Raw genomic sequence first — 15,548 nt, forward strand, 5'->3', positions numbered from 1 at the left:
CCGGCCGCGGCGGACGCCGGGTCAGCCGCGCGCGGCGGCGGGGGCCGCGTCGTCAGCCGGGCGGGTGACGGGCAGCTTGGTCCGACCCCAGGTCAGCGTCCGGTCGAGCACCGCCCGGGCCATGATCGCCACGCAGGTCCCGCCGTTGAGGAACGACGCCACCACGTCGCTGGGATGGTGCATGCCCCGGTACATCCGGGTGAACGCGACCCCGACCGGCGCCAGGACCAGCAGCGCCCACCAGGTGATCTTCACCAGGGTGCGCTTCGCCCGCAGCGCCAGCAGCACCGCGATGCCGGCGTAGAGCGCCACGGCGGCGGAGGTGTGCCCGGACGGGAAGCTGGAGGTGGGCGGCGAGACGTCCATGTGCTCGACGGCTGGCCGGCGGCGGTCGATGGTCATGGTGGTGAACAGGAAGATCAGCGCCTGCGCGGTCACCGCGGCGCAGAGGAAGAGCGGCTCCCGCCAGCGGTGCAGCACCAGTCGCAGCACCAGGGCCACCACCACGGTGACCACGACGACCAGCTGGGTGCTGGCCAGCGTGCTGAACACCAGCGAGACGTGGTTCCATCCGGCGGTACGGTCGGCCGCCAGCTCGCGGTTGACCGCGTCCTCCACGGTGAACGGCCAGGTCCGGGTGAGGACCCGGGCGACCAGGAGACCCAGCCCCACCATGAGGGCGAAGAGCAGGGCCAGCGGCAGCAGTACGCGCTTGGTCACCTGGACCGCGACATTGGACATGGGCCGCCCAATACCCCACCGGGCGCGCAACTACGCGTGCCCCCGGCCCGCCTCGTCCAGGCCCGGCCCGGCCAGCTCCGGCTCGACCCCCTCCCGGGCGGTACGCGCCGGCCGCCGACCGGTCCGGCTGCGCCAGGTGCGGAAGGCGGCGGAGGTGGCCGCCACCACCGCGACGCCGAGCAGCCAACCGGCCAGCACGTCGCTGCTCCAGTGCACGCCGAGGGCGATCCGGCTGACGCCGGTCACCACCGCGAGCACGATCGCGGCGAACCACAGCGCCGAGCGCAGCGGTCGCCGGTCGTGGGTGAACGGCAGGAAGACCAGCAGCAGCACCCCGGCGGTCAGGGTGGCGTTCAGCGCGTGCCCGGACGGGAAGGAGAAGCCGGCCGCCCGGGCGACCGGGTCGAGCAGGTCCGGCCGGTGCCGCCCGACGAGCAGTTTGAGCAGCGCGCCGAGCAGCCCGCCCACCACCATCGTGGTGACCGCCCAGAGGGCCAGCCGCCGGGCCCGGCGCCACAGCAGCCAGGCGACGACGACGGCGGTGGCGACCCGCAGCGGGCCGGGCGCGAAGACGTCGGTCCACAGACTCATCAGCCGCACCCACGCCGGATGGGCGACGGCGTACCCGTGCAGCGCGTCGGTCACCGAGGCGTCCAACCGGAACAGCGGCGGCCAGGCCGCCAGCACCAGCAGGGCCAGCAGGGCGAACGGCACCAGCACCAGGAACGCCGCGGCCGCGGCCAGGGTGAGCCGGAGGCCCAGCGAATGGTCCTGGTCCAGCCGCCGGCTCCGCCAGGACCGCTCGACCGTGGACATCCGACTGTGCTCGCCCGACCCGCTCATTCCCCAAGCACTACCCAGCGGACGGCCCGGTCAGACCGGCGGTGCCGGGGTCACCGCCGCGACTGGCGGAACCTGCGGACCACCATCGCTGCGCCGGTGACCAGGGCGACGAAGAGGGCGAGGCCGGTCCAGAGCCGTTCCGGCGCGGAGTCGTCCGGCTGGCCCGCCGGGTGGGCCGTCCACCGGGTCTGCTGTTTCGGAGCGGCGAAGCTGAACGGGTCGGCGCCCCGCCCGGCCGCCCGGTCGCCCTGCCCCGGTCCGGGCGCCGCGCCGAAGCCCACCACGCCCGGGGAGTCGTTGTCGTCGAGCGGGTTGCGCCCTGCCGCCGGCACGTCGGCGGTCAGCGCGGCGACCGGGTCCACCATGCCGTACCCGAAGCGGTCGTCGCGGCCGGTGGGTCCCAGGTCCTTCGCGGTGGTGATCAGCCGGTTGACCACGTCCCCGGCGGACATCTGCGGGAAGCGGGCCCGGACCAGGGCGGCGGTCGCGGCCACCAGCGGGGACGCGAAGCTGGTGCCCTGCACCCGCCAGTACCCGCCGGTCGGCCCGCCGGGGCGGGCCCCGAAGAGCGCCGTGGCAGGGGCGGCGAGCGTGGTCTCGTGGCCGGTGATCGAGCCGGACCAGAGGTTCTGGGTGCTGCGTTCCAGGCCGGCGACGGCGAGCACGCCGGGCTCGCGGGCCGGGTACCAGACCTTGGTGCCGGTCGAGCTGGCGAGGTTGCCGGTGCAGGCGACCACCACGACGTCCCGGGCGAAGGCGTAGTCGAGGGCCGCCGCCAGGGCCGGGCTGTCGCCGCTGCCGCCGAGGGACAGGTTGATCACCCGGGCGCCGTTGTCGACCGCCCAGCGCACCCCCTTGGCGACGATCATCGCGTCGTCGTACCGGTTCTCGTCGTCGAGCACCCGGACGGGCAGGATCCTGGCGTCCGGGGCCAGCCCGACCACGCCCCGGTCGTCGTCGTTGCGGCCGGCGATCAGGCCGGCGACCGTGGTGCCGTGCCCCACCGGGTCCGGCCCCTCGGCGCCGTCCGGGGAGACCAGGTCGATGCCGGGCAGCACCTGACCGGCCAGGTCCGGGTGGGCACCGTCCACCCCGGAGTCGATCACGGCCACGATCACGCCGCGTCCGGTCGAGTCGTGCCACGCGGTCCTGGCCTGCAACTCGTCGAGCTGCCACTGCTCCTGGCGGACCTGGTCGACCCGGCTCGGGGTGTCCACCGGGGCGAGCCAGCCCGCTTGCCGGGCGGCCGCCGGCGGGGCGTTGAACTGCCCTGACGTCGCGAGCGGCGGGGTGGCCGTACGGGCCGGGGCGGCGTGCGCCGGCGGGGCGAGCGGGGCGGCGACCGCGGCGGCGACGGCCGCCACACCGAGCAGCGTGCGTCCCACGACATGTCGGGTGGCGGTCGGTCCGTGCCGATCCCTGGTCACATTCCCCAGCCATTTCGTCGCGACAGAATCATGCTGCTCGGAGATTACCGGGTTTCCCGTGCGTCACGGTGCAAGTCGGTGACTCCGGTCACGCCGGCGCCAGGTGCGCCAGTTGCACCAACCGGACCCCCTCCCTCCGGGTCACCAGCCGGCCCCGGCCCGGGGGCAATGGGCTCGCCTTCACCTGACCCACGAGCGCCCCCTCCTCCGGGCCGCCCGACATCACCAGACCGGCCGTGGAAAGCTCCCGCAGCCGCTGGATGATCGGCTCGTACTGGGTCCGGCCGGCGCCGCCGGAACGGCGGGCCAGCACCAGGTGCAGCCCGACGTCGCGGGCGTGCGGCAGGTGCTCCTCCAGGGCGCGCAGCGGGTTGGTCGGCCCGCCGGCCACCAGGTCGTAGTCGTCCACCAGCACGAACAGCTCCGGCCCCGACCACCAGGACCGGCTGCGCAGCTGGGCGGGGGTCACCTCGGGCCCGGGGATGCGGCCCTGGAGGTAGCCGGCCGCCGACTCGATCAGCTCGGCGGTGTGCGGGGCGGCGGCGCCGTACCCGATCAGGTGCGGCGTCTCGATCGTGCCCATCAGGCTGCGCCGGTAGTCCACCAGGATCACCCGGGCCTGCTCCGGGGCGAAGCGGGTGATGATCGAGGTGGCCAGCGCCCGCAGGAACGACGACTTGCCGCACTCGGCGTCGCCGAAGACCACGAAGTGCGGCTCGGCCGCGAAGTCCAGCACCACCGGGCGCAGGTCCGCCTCGGCCACCCCGACCGGGAAGGCCAGGCCGGTGGTCGCCGCGAGGTCCAGCTCGGCGTACGGCAACACCGGCGGGAGCAGCCGGACCCGGGGCGCGGGCGGCCCGGCCCAGCCGGCGACGACCGCCTTGACCAGGTCCACCGTCTCCCCGCCCAGCCCGGCGACCCGGGGCTGGGCACCGAGGAAGTGCAGCCCCTCCGCGGTGATCCCCCGACCGGCCTGCTCCGGCACGTTCGCCGCCACCGCCCGCTTCACCACCACCGAGTCCGAGGGGTCACCGAGGCGCAGTTCGAGCCGGGAACCGAAGAGGTCGCGGATCGCCGGCCGGAAATCGGTCCAGCGCACGGAGGCGGCCACCACGTGCACGCCGTACGACAGGCCGCGGGTGGCGAGGTCGGTGACCAGCGGCTCCAGGTCCTCGTAGTCGTTGCGCAGGGTGCCCCAGCCGTCCACCACCAGGAACACGTCACCGAACGGGTCGGTCCCCGGCTGCCCGGTGGCCGGTGCCGCCGCCCGCCGCCGGCGCCACGCCGCCATCGACTCCACGCCCAGCTCGGCGAAGCGGCGTTCCCGCTCGGCCAGCAGGGTGCCGATCTCCCCGACGGTACGGCGTACCGCGGTCGGCTCGGCGCGCCCGGCCACCCCGCCGACGTGCGGCAGGTCGCGCAGCACGCCGAGCGCCCCACCGCCGAAGTCGAGGCAGTAGACCTGCACCTCGGCCGGGGTGTGGGTGAGCGCCAGCGCGCAGATCAGCGTGCGCAGCAGGCTCGACTTGCCGCTCTGCGGCTGCCCGACCACCGCGACGTGCCCGGCCGCGCCGTCCAGCGCCAGCCAGGACAGGTCCCGGCGCTGCTCGTACGGCTTGTCGACCACCGCCACCGGCACCTGGAGGGCCCCGTGCAGCTCGGGATTGCCGACGGTGAGCCCGCGTACCGGGTCGGCGGCGACCGGGCCGAGCAGCTCGTCGAGGGTGGGGGAGCGGTCCAGCGGCGGCAGCCACACCTGGTGGGCCGGGGGACCCTGCCCGGCCAGCCGGCCCACCAGCAGGTCGAGCAGGGTCTCGGTGGGGGCTTCCTCCTCGGCGGCGGGCAGCGCGGCCGGGGTGGCCGGCTCCGGCTCCGGCACCAGGTGGGTGGAGAAGGCGAGCAGCCGGGGCCCACCGCTGCCGGCCGCGCCCGCCGGGCCGCCCCGGCGGCGGACCGCGCCGGAGACGTACGCGGCCTTGAAGCGGACCAGCGGGTCGGTGCCGGCGCGCAGGTAGCCGTGACCCGGGGAGCGGGGCAGCTCGTGCGCGTCGGGCACCCCGAGCACCGTCCGGGACTCCAGGGCGGAGAAGGTCCGCAACCCGATCCGGTACGACAGGTGGGTATCCAGTCCCCGTAGCCTCCCCTCTTCCAAGCGCTGGCTGGCGAGCAGCAGGTGCACGCCGAGCGACCGGCCCAGCCGGCCGATCTGGACGAAGAGGTCGATGAAGTCGGGCTTGGCGGAGAGCAGCTCGGAGAACTCGTCGCAGATCAGCAGCAGCGACGGCAGCGGGGCGAGCGGGGTGCCCGCCGCGCGGGCCCGCTCGTAGTCGCGCAGGCTGGCGAAGTTGCCGGCCCGGCGCAGCAGCTCCTGCCGGCGGACCAGCTCGCCGTTGATCGCGTCGACCATCCGGTCGACCAGCGGCAGGGCGTCGGCCAGGTTGGTGATCACCGCGGCGGTGTGCGGCAACCGGTCGAACGAGGCGAAGGTCGCCCCGCCCTTGAAGTCGACCAGCACGAAGTTGAGCTGCTCGGAGCTGTGCGTGGCGGCCAGCCCGAGCACCAGCGTGCGGAGCAGCTCGGACTTGCCGGAGCCGGTGGCCCCGATGAGCAGGCCGTGCGGGCCCATGCCGTCCTGCGCGGACTCCTTGAGGTCCAGCTCGATGGCGCCACCGTCGGCGCCGACCCCGATCGGCACCCGCAGCCGGTCCCGGGCCGGTCGGGGCGCCCAGCCCTGCTCGGCGGTGAAACCCTCCGGGTCGCCGAGGCCGAGCAGCTCGGGCAGGCCCGGCTCGGCGCCGGGCGGGGCGTCCGGTCCGCGTACCGTGCCGGCGAGCCGCAGCGGGGCGAGCCGGCGGGCGACCACCTCCGCGTCGGCGAGCTCCAGCGCGTCGGCGGCGCCCACCTCGGCGACCCCCTCGGCGGAGTGCGAGTGCAGCCGGCCGTCGCCCAGGTCGAGCAGGAGGGCGTACCGGTCGAGCAGCCGCGGCGGCGGGGTGTCCAGGTCGATGACGGTGACCGCCTCGATGCCGCCGTCGCCGGCCAGGTCGGTGGCGCCGGTCAGGTCGCCCCCGTCGAGCACCACCACCACGTGCGGCCCGTCGGTGGCCGGGCCGGCCGGGCTGAACCGCGACCGGCTGGCCAGCACCTCGTCGAGGAGCCGTTCCAGTTCGGTGGCGGAGCTGCTGACCAGGCGGACCGGGCCGAGCGCGTCGGCGCGGCTCGGGTGCTGGGCGTGCGGTAGCCACTTGACCCAGTCCCAGAGCGCCCGCCGTTCCGGCCCGGCGCAGACCGCGATCAGCAGCTCGTCCGGGGCGTGGAAGACGGCGAGCTGGGCGAGCACGGCCCGCGCGAGGGCCTGCGCGGCCGGCGAGCCGGCGCCCCGCGCGCCTGCGGGGCCGCGGACGAAGACCCGGGCGAAGCTGCGCAGCGAGAGCGCCACCGGCAGGTCCGGCACCACCGAGTACGCGTCGAGGAAGCGCCGCAGCGCGCCCGCGGTCATCGGCTCCAGCTCCTCCAGCGGCCGGGTGACCGGCGGGACGAGCGGGGTGGCCAGCGTCTGCGGGCCGACGCCCACCCGGACCACCGCGAAGTCCGGGTCGCCCGGACGGCGTTCCCAGACCCGGTGGCTGTCCACGGTGGACCAGAGTCGCCCCGGGTCGGGGTGCCGGTAGTAGAGCCCGGCCCGCTGCGCCCCGGCGGTCTGCCGGACCCGGCGGCGCAGCGCGGTCAGGTGCCGCAGGTACTCCCGCCGGGCGGCCATCATCTCCGACTTCTTCGGGGTGCCGGTGGCGCTGCCCCACGAGGTCACCAGCATGGCCACCGAGGAGAGCCCGAACATGCCGCCCACCACGTACGAGTAGGCCCCGCCACCGCGGCCGAACATCATCGCCATCGCCACCGTGCCGCCGAGCATGGGCAGCACCATCAGCGCCTGCTGCCAGCGCCCGCCCGCCCCGACGGGGATCTCCGGCGGCGCGTCCACCGGCAGCTCCCCGACCGGAATCTCCGGCGCGGGACGCCGCGGCGGGCGCTTGATGACGACAGTGGACACGGAGCCTCCCATGGCTCTCGGTAACCTGAGCCTGGCTCATCGTAGGTAAAGTCCTGTCGTCCGTCAGCCACCGTTCGCGCTCGATATGGAGATATGTCGATGACAGTCGGCCTGGCGCGGGTCACCATCAGCGCTCCCCAACGGCGGGTGGACGTGGCCCTGCCGGAACAGGTCCCGCTGGCCGAGCTGCTACCGGAGGTGCTCCGGCACGCCGGTGAGGGGCTGGCCGACGACGGGGAGCGGCACGGCGGCTGGGTGCTCCGACGCACCGACGGCGCGGTGCTGGCGACCGCGCAGGCGCTGCTGCCGCAGGGGGTGCGCGACGGCGAGGTGCTGCACCTGGTGCCGGCCCGCGCGCAGTGGCCCGAACTGGAGTACGACGACGTGGTCGAGGCGATCGCCGACGGCGCCCGCCGCCGGGGCAGTGCCTGGTCGCCCGCCGCCACCCGGACCGCCACGCTGGCCGGGGCGGCCGTGCCGCTCGCCGTCGGGCTGCTCGCCGTGCTGGCCGGCGGCCCCGGGCAGCGCACCGGCTGGCCGGTCGCCGCCGCCGTGGCGCTGCTGCTCGTCCTCGCCGCCACGGCCGCCTCCCGGGCGTACGGGGACGGCCCGGCCGGCGCCACCCTCGGCGGGTACGCGCTGCCGTACGCCGCCGCGGCCGGCGCGCTCGCGGTCAGCTCGGGCGACCCGGTCGGCCCGTTCGGGCCGTTGCGCTGGCTGGGCGCCCCCGAGCTGCTGGCCGGCTCGGGGGCGCTGCTGCTGCTGTCGGTGCTCGGCCTGCTCGGTGTGGCCACCCGGTCCCGGGTCTTCTCCGCCGGCGCGACCGTCGGCGCGGTCGGCGGGCTCGCCGCGCTCGGTGGGCTGTTCCTCGACCCGGCGGCCACCGCGGCGGTGCTGCTCTGCGCGCTCGTCTTCACGCTCGGCGCGCTGCCGCTGCTGGCCATCCGGCTCGGCAAGCTGCCGTTGCCGCCGATCACCCTGCCGGCCGCCGGGCCCGGCGGGGAGGCGCACCCGGTCCGGGACCTGCCCGACCGGGGCCGGGTCCACGCGGCGGTGGCCCGGACCGAGGAGATGCTGACCGGGATGCTGCTCGGGCACGCCGTCCTGGCCGTCGCCGCCGCGGCGGTGCTCGCCACGGCGGGCGGGACGGCCGGGCGGCTGCTGGTCGCGGTCGGGTCGGCGGTGCTGCTGCTGCGGTCCCGGCTCTTCGTCGCGCTGCGGCACCGGGTGCCGACGGTCGCCGCCGGGCTCGCCGGATCCGCCGTGCTCGGCGCGGTGCTCGCCGGCCGCGCCGGCTCCGCCGGCCTGCTCGCGCTGACCGTCGGCGGGCTCGCCCTGGCCCTGGTCGCGGTGGCGGCCGGCGCCACGTACGCCCGGCGGCCGGTCTCCCCGTACCTCGGCCGGCTGGCCGACCTCACCGACACCGCGCTGGTGGTCTCCGTGGTGCCGGTGGCCTGTGCGGTGCTCGACCTCTACGACCGGGCCCGCGACCTGCTCGGCTGAGACGCGAAGGTCCGGGTCGCCGAGCGACCCGGACCTGTCACACGTCCGTGATCAGTGTGCCTCGCCGTGCTCGGCGGCGTCCTTGGCGCGCTGGTACGAGGCGCGGATCTCGGCCTCCGCCTCGGTGCGCCCCACCCAGGTGGCGCCCTCGACCGACTTGCCGGGCTCGAGGTCCTTGTACACCTCGAAGAAGTGCTGGATCTCCAGCCGGTCGAACTCGCCCAGGTGGTGGATGTCGCGCAGGTGCTCCTGGCGGGGGTCCTCGTAGGGCACGCAGAGGACCTTGTCGTCGCCGCCCTTCTCGTCCGTCATCCGGAACATGCCGATGGTGCGGCAGCGGATCAGGCAGCCCGGGAAGGTGGGCTCGGGGACCAGCACGAGGGCGTCCAGCGGGTCGCCGTCCTCGCCCAGGGTGCCCTCGATGAAGCCGTAGTCGGCCGGGTACTGCGTGGAGGTGAAGAGGGTACGGTCCAGCCGGATCCGGCCGGTCGCGTGGTCCACCTCGTACTTGTTGCGGTGACCCTTCGGGATCTCAACCGTGACGTCGAAATCCATCTTCCACGCTCCCTCGTTTGCCCACGCTGGCTAACGGAAACCAGTGGCGCCGCTCCCCGGACAGGTGAATGCGCACCCGCCGGCTCCGGCCGCCGCATAGTGTTCGGACCGAAGTAGTGTCACCCAAGGTGCTTTTCGACGGGGGAGGAGGGGGTCGTGGGGAGGGAAGATTCACACTACCGCCCGGAGGGGGTTGACGGGCGGAAGTTCGGCGGTCCCGGTTCCGGCGGCGCCTCCGGGCGCGTCCCGGTCCCGGACGCCCAGTTTCCCCGCCTGCCGGGCGACCCCGGGCGTCGCCCGGACGCCGGCTCCGCGCCGGTCGGCCGGGCGAACCCGCAGCGGTACGGCCCCGACCCGGTAGGCCGGGCGAACCCGCCTTCGTACGGCCCGGAGCCGGTGGGCCGGGCGAACCCGCAGTCGTACGGCCCCGAGCCGGTGGGCCGGGCCAACCCGCAGCAGTACGGCCCCGGGTCGGCCGGCCCCTATGGTGCCGAGCCGGTCGGCCGGGCCCGCCCGGAGCAGTTCGCCGGCCGGGCCGAGCCGTCGCCCTACGGTGGCGGTCAGGTGCGCTGGCCGGACCAGGACGGCCCGGGCGGCGGCCCGGTGGGTCGGGCCGCCCCGCCGGCCGCTCCCGAGCCCCCGCCGGCCCGTCGTCGGCGGCGGCTCCCGCTGGCCGTGCTCGCCACCGTGCTGGTCGTCGTGCTGGCCGCGGTCGGGTTGGCCGTGGTGCGGCCCGGGCCGGTGGCCGGCTGGCTGGGCGGCGAGACCGCCGCGACGTCGGCGAGCGCCCAGCCCCCCGAGCCCGACCCGGCGGCGGTGCTCGCCGGTCCGGACGCCAACGCCCCGATCCCGTCCGCCGACGGGGTACGCGCCGCGCTCGACCCGCTGGTCCGCGCGGCGGCCCTCGGCGACCGGGTGAACGTGTCGGTGGCGGACGTGACCACCGGAAATGCGCTGTACGGCGCCGGCCAGGACGCGCCCACGGTGCCCGCCTCGGTGACCAAGCTGGCGACCGCGGTGACGGTGCTGGCCGCCCGGGGTCCCGCGTACCGGATCCCGACCCGCGCGGTGGCCGGCGCGACCCCCGGCGAGGTGGTCATCGTCGGCGGTGGTGACCCGACCCTGGCCGTGGACAAGAACGGCTTCTACCCGGGCGCGGCCCGGCTGGACGACCTGGCCGCCCAGGTCCGCAAGGCGCTGGGCGGCACCGCGCCGACCAAGGTGACCGTCGACTCGTCCCTGTTCAGCGGCCCGGTGTACGAGCCGGGCTGGGACGCCGACATTCCCACCGGCGGCTTCGGCGCGGCGATCACCGCGCTGATGACCGACGGCGCCCGCCGGGACCCCGAGGAGGCCCGGCGGAACTCCGAGGCCACCAACCACGCGGCCGAGCGGGTGCCCCAGCCCGACCTGACGGCCGGCCGGCAGTTCGCCCGGCTGCTCGGGCTCTCCGGCGACGCCGACGTGAAGCGGGGCAAGGCTCCCGCCGCGTCCGGTGCCAGCGCGGCGGCCGGGGCGCCGACGCCCGGCACCGAGCTGGGCAAGGTCGAGTCGCTGCCGATGGTCCGGCTGGTCGACATCATGATCAGCGACAGTGACAACGTGATCGCCGAGACGCTCGCCCGTCAGGTGGCCCTGGCCCGGAACAAGCCGGCCTCCTTCGCCGGTGGCGCCGCGGCGACCGACGCGGTGATCGGCGAGCTGGGGCTGCCCGCCGACGAGATCAGCCTCGCCGACGGCAGCGGCCTGTCCCGAACCAACCGGATCAGCCCGTCGCTGCTGACCGACCTGATCACCCTCGCCGGCAACGGCAGTCACCCCGAGCTGGCGGCGATCTTCGGGGGCCTGCCGGTGGGCGGCTGGTCCGGCACCCTCGACGAGCGTTACCAGGCGGCGGTGACGAAGGCCGGGGCCGGCGTGGTCCGCGCCAAGACCGGGACGCTGACCGGGGTCAACGCCATCGCCGGGCTGGTCACCACGGCCGACGGCCGGCTGCTGACGTTCGCGGTGCTGACCGACCAGGCGCCGCCGGACACCCTGGACGCCACCCGGCAGGCCCTCGACCGGATCACCTCGGCGCTGGCCGGCTGCGGCTGCCGCTGATCCGCGCGGGCGTTGGGATCGGCGTCGATCCCGGTCGCGACCCCGGGCTGGGGTGTTCCGGCGCGGGTACGGTGGGTGCATGGCGCAGTTCGTGGACTGGGATCTGGCCGCCGCGACCGCGGGGGCGCTGGGCAAGTCGGGCCCCCGGGTGTCGTATGCCGAGGCCACCGACGTGGTCGGCGAGCTGCGGCGGCTGACCGAGGAGGCGGCCGGGCACGTCGCCGACTACACCGGGCTGCGTTCGCAGGTCGCCCACCCGCCGGTGAAGGTGGTGGACCGCCGGGACTGGGCGGCCGCCAACATCGCCGGGCTCCGTGAGGTGATCACCCCGCTGGTGAACCGGCTCTCCGGGGACAAGCGGCCCGGGCCGCTGACCGAGGCGATCGGCTCCCGACTGACCGGGGTGCAGGCCGGCACCGTGCTGGCCTACCTCTCCGGCCGGGTCCTCGGCCAGTACGAGGTCTTCTCCGGCGATCCGGGCCAGCTGCTGCTGGTGGCGCCGAACATCGTCGAGGTGGAGCGGAAGCTGGGCTGCGACCCGAGGGACTTCCGGCTCTGGGTCTGCCTGCACGAGGTGACCCACCGGACCCAGTTCACCTCCGTGCCGTGGATGCGCGCCTACTTTCTCGGCGAGGTGCAGGCGTTCGTCGACGCCTCGCAGGGCGGCGAGCACCTGCTGGAGCGGCTGCGGCGCGGCGTGGCCACCCTCTCCGACGCGGTGAAGGACCCGGAGAGCCGGGCCAGCGTGCTGGACATCGTGCAGACCCCCGCCCAGCGGGCGGTGCTCGACCGGCTGACCGCGCTGATGACCCTCCTGGAGGGGCACGCCGAGTTCGTGATGGACGGCGTCGGCCCGCAGGTGATCCCGAGCGTCGAGTCGATCCGGTCCGCGTTCAACCGGCGCCGCGAGTCCGGCAACCCGCTGGAGAAGGCGATCCGCCGGCTGCTCGGCATCGAGGTCAAGATGCGGCAGTACGCCGAGGGCCGCAAGTTCGTCCACGGGGTGGTCGAGCGGGTCGGGATGGAGGGATTCAACAAGATCTTCGGCTCGCCGCTGACCCTGCCCCGGCTGGAGGAGCTGGGCGACCCGGACGCCTGGGTGGCTCGGGTGCACGGGCCGGCCGCCGCCACCCCGACCGCCGGCTGAGCCGTCCGCCGTGGCCGCGCTCGCCCCGCCGGTCGCCGCGGTCCGGGTCGCGGTCCGCCGGGCGCTGGCCGGGCTGACCGGGGACGGGCCGGTGCTGGTCGCCTGCTCCGGCGGCGCCGACTCGCTCGCCCTGGCGGCCGCCACCGCCTTCGTCGCCCCTCGGCTCGGCCGACTGGCCGGCCTGGTGACCGTGGACCACGGCCTGCAACCGGGCTCGGCCGAGCGCGCCGACGCGGTGGCCCGGTGGGCCGCCGGGATCGGGCTCGACCCGGTGGACGCGGTCCGGGTGACCGTTGCCGGCCGGCCGGGCGGCCCCGAGGCGGCCGCCCGGGAGGCGCGCTACCAGGCCCTCGTCGCCGCCGCCCGCCGGCACGACGCCGCCGCGCTGCTGCTCGGCCACACCCGCGACGACCAGGCCGAGACCGTGCTGCTCGCGCTGGCCCGGGGCGCCGGCCCGCGGGGCCTCGCCGGGATGCCGGAACGCCGGGAGCTGGACGGGGTGCCGCTGCTCCGGCCGCTGCTGGACGTCGGCCGGGACGACACCCGCAAGGCCTGCGCCGCGCTGGGGCTCACCCCGTGGGAGGACCCGCACAACGCCGACCCGGCGTACGCCCGGGCCCGGGTCCGCTCCGACGTGCTGCCGGCGCTGGTCCGGGCGCTCGGCCCGGGGGTGCTGGACAACCTGGCCCGGACCGCCCGCCTGGTGGCCGCCGACACCGCCGCGTTGGACGACCTGGCCGCCGCCGCACTCGCCGCCGCCCGGCTTGCCGACGATGGGCTGTCGGTCGACGTGCTGGTCGCGCTGTCCCCGGCGGTCCGCACCCGGGTACTGCACGCCTGGGCCCGGCAACTGGGCGCGGCACCGGCCGCCCTGTCGCACCGCCACGTCGCCGCGCTGGACGCCCTGGTCACCGGCTGGCACGGACAGGGCGTAGTCCATCTACCCGGCGGTCTGCGCGTGGCCCGGCGGAAGGGCCGGCTCATCCTCAGCGACCCCCGCTGAGCCGCCCCGGTCCGCCGCGTTCTCCCGTGCCGGGGTCGGCCCGGTCGCCCGCCGGCCCGACGGACCCTGTGCGCAGCCTTTGCTCTGCTGCAGCGGAGGCAACACCGGTCCGTCCCCGTGTTGCGTGGGTTGAAGCAGAGCAAAGGGAATGAGGTGACACCCGGCGGCCGGCTGGTGTGCCGGGGGCGCCGGCTGCTGATCAGACCTCGGCGCGTTCCCGGAAGGTCGTCCGGTAGGCGTTCGGGGTGGTGCCGACCCGACGGGTGAAGTGGTGCCGCAGCGCCGCCGCGTCGCCGAAGCCGGCCTGGTCGGCCACGGTCTCCACGCTCAACCGGGTCTCCTCCAGCAGCCGCCGGGCCAGCAGCACCCGCTGGTTGGTCAGCCAGTCGTGCGGGGTGGTGCCGGTCTCCGCGCGGAACCGGCGGGCGAAGGTACGGGGCGCCATGCCGGCCCGCGTAGCGAGTTCCTCCACGGTCACCGTCCGGTCCAGGTGGCCCATCAGCCATTCCAGCACCGGCTCCAGGGTGGGCGCCTCCGGCGCCTTCGGGATCGGCGCCTCGACGTACTGGGACTGGCCGCCGTCGCGGTGCGGCGGAACGACCATCCGGCGGGCCAGCCGGGTGGCGGTCGCCGAGCCGTGCTCCTGGCGGACCAGGTGCAGGCACGCGTCGATACCGGCGGCGGTGCCGGCGCTGGTCAGCAGCTTGCCGTCCTGCACGTAGAGCGAGTTGCACTGGACCCTCGCCGCCGGGAAGCGCTGTTGCAGGTCGTCGACGTGCCGCCAGTGGGTGGTGCAGTCCCGCCCGTCGAGCAGCCCCGCCTCACCCAACAGGAAGGCGCCGGAGCAGACGCTGAGCAACCAGGCACCCCGGTCGGCGGCCCGGCGCAGCGCGTCGAGCACGGCGGCGGGGACGCTCGTCCCTTCCGGGTGCGCCGGCACGGCGACCAGGTCGGCGTCCTCGACCGGGGTGAGGTCGGCGTGCGGGGTGAGCAGGAAACCGGAGCGGCTGCGCACCGGTCCGCCGTCGGCGGTGCAGACGTCGAAGCGGTAGCCGGGGAAGCCGTCGGCGGTCCGGTCGGTGCCGAACACCTCCGCCAGGACGCCGAGTTCGAACGCGGCGACCTGTTCCAGCGCGATGACGGCGACCGAACGCAACATGTGACGAGGGTAACCGCAGAGGTGGCAGAAAATCGATGCCCACTGGCATTCCTGCCACTTTCCGGTTGGTCCTGGCCGTCGGAGACTGGTCTCAGTCCGGTGCGCACCGGCGGCGAAACCGACATCAACCACGCGAAAGCGAGCGCCGCCATGGAGTTCCTGCTGCTCTTCCTCTTCCTCCTCGTCCTGGCCGTCGCCTCGGCCACCGGCCTGGGCGCCGACACCCGCGACTCGGCCGACTGGAAGCCCACCGCCGACGGCCGCCGCTGGCGCTCCGGCACCTGCTGAGGTGATTTGCACCTTCCACGCCGAACATCTCCGGCGGGACCGCGCCAAAAGGGGCGGCCCCGCCGACGGAGGCCATCCGGCGTACGGCAGGCTAGGAGCATGGCTGACGGCTCCTGGTACGACGCCGACATCGACCACGTGATCATTTCCGAGGCGCAGATCCGCGAGAAGACCGCGGAGCTGGCCAAGCAGATCTCCGCGGACTACGCGCACGTCGAGGACGGGCTCCTGCTCGTCTGCGTGCTCAAGGGCGCGGTCATGTTCATGGCCGACTTCGCCCGGGCGCTCGGCCGCCAGGGTCCCCCCGCCGAGCTGGAGTTCATGGCCGTCTCCTCCTACGGCCAGGGCACCACCTCCTCCGGGGTGGTCCGGATCCTCAAGGACCTGGACCGGGACATCGCCGGTCGGCACGTGGTGGTGGTCGAGGACATCGTCGACTCCGGCCTGACCCTCTCCTGGCTGCTGCGCTACCTGGAGTCGCGCTCGGCGGCGAGCGTCGAGGTGGTCGCGCTGTTCCGCAAGCCCGACGCGGTCAAGGTGCCGGTCCCGGTCAAGTACGTCGGCTTCGACATCCCGACCGAGTTCGTCGTCGGCTACGGCCTCGACTTCGGCGAGCGGTACCGGGAGCTCCCCTACGTCGGCGTGCTCAAGCCCGAGGTCTACGCCCGCGCCTGAGCCGCCCCGCCGACCCGCGGGTATCGGCGCTCGTCGAGCGGACGTTCAGCGGA

Annotated in this window: 12 protein-coding genes; 6 read left to right on the forward strand and 6 right to left on the reverse strand. The window is 75.4% G+C overall.

Annotated elements, in window-relative coordinates; all coding sequences use genetic code 11:
- Positions 1 to 21: 21 nt before the first annotated feature.
- The 4 genes from ACFOYX_RS17625 to eccCa all read right to left on the reverse strand — a co-directional run bounded on the left by ACFOYX_RS17625 (position 22) and on the right by eccCa (position 7,062).
- Entirely contained in the window at positions 22 to 741 is a 720-nt protein-coding gene (locus ACFOYX_RS17625; RefSeq protein ID WP_322441394.1) for a phosphatase PAP2 family protein, read from the reverse strand.
- Positions 742 to 771: 30 nt separating this feature from the next.
- On the reverse strand, positions 772 to 1,557 hold the full coding sequence (locus ACFOYX_RS17630; protein WP_322441395.1) for a phosphatase PAP2 family protein: 786 nt from the start codon (positions 1,555 to 1,557) through the stop codon (positions 772 to 774).
- A gap of 77 nt (positions 1,558 to 1,634) precedes the next feature.
- The gene (mycP, locus tag ACFOYX_RS17635; protein ID WP_322441396.1) at positions 1,635 to 2,969 is read right to left on the reverse strand and encodes a type VII secretion-associated serine protease mycosin; all 1,335 of its coding nucleotides are present in this window, start codon (positions 2,967 to 2,969) and stop codon (positions 1,635 to 1,637) included.
- A 130-nt stretch (positions 2,970 to 3,099) separates the two neighbouring features.
- The gene (gene eccCa / locus ACFOYX_RS17640; RefSeq protein WP_322441397.1) at positions 3,100 to 7,062 is read right to left on the reverse strand and encodes a type VII secretion protein EccCa; all 3,963 of its coding nucleotides are present in this window, start codon (positions 7,060 to 7,062) and stop codon (positions 3,100 to 3,102) included.
- A gap of 99 nt (positions 7,063 to 7,161) precedes the next feature.
- Here eccCa and eccD point away from each other — a divergent pair, with 99 nt between their 5' ends.
- Positions 7,162 to 8,565, forward strand: coding sequence for a type VII secretion integral membrane protein EccD (eccD, locus tag ACFOYX_RS17645; RefSeq protein WP_322441398.1), 1,404 nt, complete (start codon positions 7,162 to 7,164; stop codon positions 8,563 to 8,565).
- 51 nt (positions 8,566 to 8,616) lie between these two features.
- Here the strand turns inward: eccD and ACFOYX_RS17650 are convergent, their stop codons facing one another.
- Complete coding sequence (locus tag ACFOYX_RS17650; RefSeq protein ID WP_109802630.1) at positions 8,617 to 9,120, reverse strand: inorganic diphosphatase; 504 nt, start codon at positions 9,118 to 9,120, stop codon at positions 8,617 to 8,619.
- Between the two features lie 675 nt (positions 9,121 to 9,795).
- On the opposite strand from ACFOYX_RS17650, the gene dacB reads away from it, so the two are divergent.
- From dacB to tilS, 3 genes are all read left to right on the forward strand, one after another.
- The gene (gene dacB / locus ACFOYX_RS17655) at positions 9,796 to 11,223 is read left to right on the forward strand and encodes a D-alanyl-D-alanine carboxypeptidase/D-alanyl-D-alanine-endopeptidase (RefSeq protein WP_377534267.1); all 1,428 of its coding nucleotides are present in this window, start codon (positions 9,796 to 9,798) and stop codon (positions 11,221 to 11,223) included.
- A gap of 79 nt (positions 11,224 to 11,302) precedes the next feature.
- Positions 11,303 to 12,370, forward strand: coding sequence for a zinc-dependent metalloprotease (locus tag ACFOYX_RS17660; protein WP_322441399.1), 1,068 nt, complete (start codon positions 11,303 to 11,305; stop codon positions 12,368 to 12,370).
- Between the two features lie 10 nt (positions 12,371 to 12,380).
- Positions 12,381 to 13,373, forward strand: a complete 993-nt coding sequence (gene tilS / locus ACFOYX_RS17665) for a tRNA lysidine(34) synthetase TilS (protein ID WP_322441400.1) — start codon at positions 12,381 to 12,383, stop codon at positions 13,371 to 13,373.
- Between the two features lie 199 nt (positions 13,374 to 13,572).
- Here tilS and ACFOYX_RS17670 read toward each other — a convergent pair whose 3' ends face one another.
- A complete protein-coding gene (locus ACFOYX_RS17670; protein ID WP_322441401.1) occupies positions 13,573 to 14,532 on the reverse strand; it encodes a helix-turn-helix domain-containing protein in 960 nt (319 codons plus the stop codon).
- Between the two features lie 99 nt (positions 14,533 to 14,631).
- Between ACFOYX_RS17670 and ACFOYX_RS17675 the strand changes: the two genes are divergently transcribed.
- Entirely contained in the window at positions 14,632 to 14,820 is a 189-nt protein-coding gene (locus ACFOYX_RS17675) for a hypothetical protein (RefSeq protein ID WP_322441420.1), read from the forward strand.
- Between the two features lie 99 nt (positions 14,821 to 14,919).
- The gene (gene hpt, locus ACFOYX_RS17680; RefSeq protein WP_109802634.1) at positions 14,920 to 15,495 is read left to right on the forward strand and encodes a hypoxanthine phosphoribosyltransferase; all 576 of its coding nucleotides are present in this window, start codon (positions 14,920 to 14,922) and stop codon (positions 15,493 to 15,495) included.
- Positions 15,496 to 15,548: the final 53 nt, after the last annotated feature.

Origin of the sequence: Micromonospora sp. GCM10011541 (genome assembly GCF_042650725.1) — a bacterium.
Classification (GTDB): Bacteria; Actinomycetota; Actinomycetes; order Mycobacteriales; family Micromonosporaceae; genus Micromonospora; species Micromonospora sicca.